The 3,256-nt window shown below is 61.7% G+C and carries 3 protein-coding genes; all 3 read left to right on the forward strand.

Going from position 1 to position 3,256, the window contains the following annotated elements:
- Positions 1–784 precede the first annotated feature (784 nt).
- The 3 genes from AC1D0Z_RS18385 to AC1D0Z_RS18395 all read left to right on the forward strand — a co-directional run bounded on the left by AC1D0Z_RS18385 (position 785) and on the right by AC1D0Z_RS18395 (position 3,215).
- The gene (locus AC1D0Z_RS18385) at positions 785–1,423 is read left to right on the forward strand and encodes a glycosyltransferase family protein (RefSeq protein WP_477659638.1); all 639 of its coding nucleotides are present in this window, start codon (positions 785–787) and stop codon (positions 1,421–1,423) included.
- A gap of 2 nt (positions 1,424–1,425) precedes the next feature.
- The gene (locus AC1D0Z_RS18390; protein ID WP_477659639.1) at positions 1,426–2,550 is read left to right on the forward strand and encodes a winged helix DNA-binding domain-containing protein; all 1,125 of its coding nucleotides are present in this window, start codon (positions 1,426–1,428) and stop codon (positions 2,548–2,550) included.
- A gap of 161 nt (positions 2,551–2,711) precedes the next feature.
- Positions 2,712–3,215 carry a (2Fe-2S)-binding protein gene (locus AC1D0Z_RS18395; RefSeq protein WP_457280590.1) on the forward strand — a complete coding sequence of 168 codons (504 nt, stop codon included), beginning with the start codon at positions 2,712–2,714 and terminating at the stop codon, positions 3,213–3,215.
- Positions 3,216–3,256 lie beyond the last annotated feature (41 nt).

Genomic DNA, 3,256 nt, shown 5'->3' on the forward strand with positions numbered 1-3,256 from the left:
TCAGGGTTCAGTAAAGCCTCGCGGGTGTTGTGATCCGGCACCCGAGGAGTATTTTTTCGTGAACTAAATCACGGTAACCAATTGTGAAACCTGATACAAGACAGAAAAAGTGATTAATTACCAACAGCCTYGTGTAATGATTTCGCCCCAATTTTCGGGAAAATCGTCTTTTCCGCCACATTCTGCGGCCCTATTGGTTACATTCAAGACCGGGACGGCATACATCCAGTTACCTTTGGCTTACTGAAACTGTGGCTTGTGAGCGAAGAACTTCTTCAGAAATCGAGGCGCGTTGTGTAAAGTTTTGCCGCAACGCCCACCACCGCACGGATGGCATAGGCCGCAATGACAAGCGCCACTATTCGGGCCATCGAACCCGCGATGACAACAGGCCCACAGCGGCAATGGTTCCCGGGTTTATTGGCGAACACCGGCATCCCCCCGGCTCTGGCCACCTCGGCGCCTTGCGCTATAAGCTGAAAAGCACATACAGAAGCTTCAGGAAGCCGCGTTGAAAATCCACATCTACACCGACATCGACACCTTGTTTGGCCGCGCCTCGCGCTTGTGGATGGATGTTTTGGTGGAGGCAGGCCATGACGTGGAGTTCATTGACCTGGGCACCAGCACCGACGCGCCATTGCCCGATGTMGGCCACTGCGACGTCAAYCTGCTGATTGCCGGAATTTAYGCACTRCCCCGCTTTKCSGYGCAGGGCCTGCCGCGYRRCGGCAAGCAYGTGYTGTGGATGTTTGATCCRTTGACAARRAATSCACTGGCYACCGTGCATCGGTACAAGACCGATCTTTTCGACGCTATCGCGCCCGGTCTGCACGCCGTGCTGGCCATGGATGCCTCCATAACAGGCTACCTCGCGCAGCATTTCCCAAGGCTGGCCACCTGGCACTTGCCCTATATGGTGGCCGGCAAACACATGCGCACGCCCCTTCCCGAAGCGCAGAGGAACCACGACATCATCATGCTGGGCGGAGACACACCCCGGCGGCGGGACGCTGAGCAGTACTTCGCCAGTACAGCCCCCGCCCTGTCGGTCGAGTTCGTCTGGGGCGGCTTATGGGGCGCCGCGCGTGACGCCCACCGCGCCGGTGCGCGCATCAACCTGAACATCCATGCTGACCCTGAACATACTTACTTCGACCAGTTCCGGACCTTCGAAAGCTGGGCGGCCGGCACGGCCGTCGTGTCCGACGTCTTCGGAGGTGCTGAAGATTTCGGCATTGAGCCGGGCGTTCACCTGATCATGGCAGACCTCAAGGACATGCCGTTGGCATGCGCCGATCTGCTGGCAGACGTACCCCGCCGCCAGGCCATGGTGCAGGCATCGCAGCAACTGCTGCGCGAACGTTTTTCCCCTGCCGTATGGCAGGGCCGCATGCTCGCCATGCTTGAAAGCATTGCCTGAGCATGGCGGAGATTTCACGGCAGGAACTGATCGCGATGCGGCTGGCCAGCCATCACCTTGCGCCAGGCACCCCGCTCCCGGCCGCCAACTTCAAACGCGTTGACCAGGCTGTGCAATGGTTCGGTGCCATGCAGGCACAGGAATATGCCCACGCCCGCTGGGCGGTTGGCTCGCGCTTCGCAAGCAGCGCAGAGATCACTGACGCATCGGTTGAACAGGCACTGACCCAACGCAAGGTGGTCCGCAGCTGGGTCCTGCGCGGCACGCTGCACCTGGTGGCGGCTTGCGATATGCGCCGGCTGCTGACCCTGGTGGCGCCGGCCTTGCTGACCCGAACCGCAGCGGCCTACCGCGAAGTCGAGCTGGATGAAGCTGCCTTCCGCAAAATCCTCCCAGCCATCCGCCGGTGCCTGGAAGGTGGCCGGCAGCTCACGCGCGTGGAACTTTTTGCCGCACTCGCGCGGCATCGCGTCAATACCGAGGGCCACCGCGGCGGGCGCATCCTGTACCGCGCGGCCCAGGTCGGACTGATCTGCCTGGGCGATCCGCGCGGCAAGCAGGCCACCTATACCCTGCTCGATGAGTGGCTGCCGCCGGAGCGTGAAGCGGACAAGGAGCTACCCCGTGAGGACGCCCTCAAACAACTGGCGCAGCGTTATTTCACCAGCCATGGCCCCGCCACACTGGCCGACTTTGCCTGGTGGTCGGGACTGGCTGCCGGCGAGGCCAGGGCAGCGCTGGAGATGGCCAGCCCCGGTTTGGCCCAGGCGCTGTTTGAGGGCAACATCGTGTGGTGGCCCAGGCGCGCAGCCATGCCACCTGCCGGCAAGCAGGCAGTGCAGTTGCTGGCCGGCTTCGACGAATATGTGCTGGGTTATACGGATCGCAAAGCCATCATCGACGCCACGCGCGCCGGCAAGCTCATGACGCCGAACGGTCTCTTCCGTCCTGCCTTGCTGCTCGGTGGCCGCGTGGCAGGCACCTGGCAGGCTGAAATAAAAAAAGGCGCCCTCAGCATCAGCACCACACCTTTCGCCCCGCTGCCACGCGGCAGCACCGGTGCACTGCGGCTTGCCGCCCAACGCTACGCGGCTTTCACCGGCCTGCCGCTGGCAGAGGTTCGCTGAGGCAAAACGCCGGCCATCACAAGGGTTTACCCGGCCGAACTTTATTGCCAGGCACAAGTCAGCACATTACTCAGGTATAGCATTGCCGGGTGCATTTGACATGCACCAGCGCTACTATCCCCCTGGCCCATCCTTCCTTCGAAATATTGAGGAGCGCATCCATGGCAAAGCTGAACGTCAACGGCACCGTGCGTGAGTTTGAAGTGGAGGACGACACACCGCTGCTGTGGGTCATCCGCGAGCAACTCGGGCTTACCGGCACCAAATACGGCTGCGGCATCGCTGCTTGCGGGGCCTGCACCGTGCACATTGACGGCGTGCCCACGCGAAGTTGTGTGCGCCCTGTTTCGACGGTGAGTGCGACGGAAAAAATCGTAACCATTGAAGGACTCTCACCGGACGGCTCGCACCCCATACAAAAGGCCTGGGTTGCGCTGGATGTTCCGCAGTGCGGCTATTGCCAGTGCGGCATGGTGATGACGGCGGCGGCGCTGCTCAAGGCCAAACCGAACCCGACCGATGCCGACATCAATGAGGCGATGACGAACATCTGCCGCTGCGGCACCTACAACCGCATCCGCGCGGCCATCAAGGTTGTTGCCGCGGGTGGCAATACCAAAAGCGCAGCACTTGCCATCCAGCACACCGACGGGAGCACGACATGAGCGCCACCACCCAGCCCTCCTCAGCGCTTCCTGCGTCGCCC

This window comes from Polaromonas sp. P1_E3, assembly GCF_056405935.1.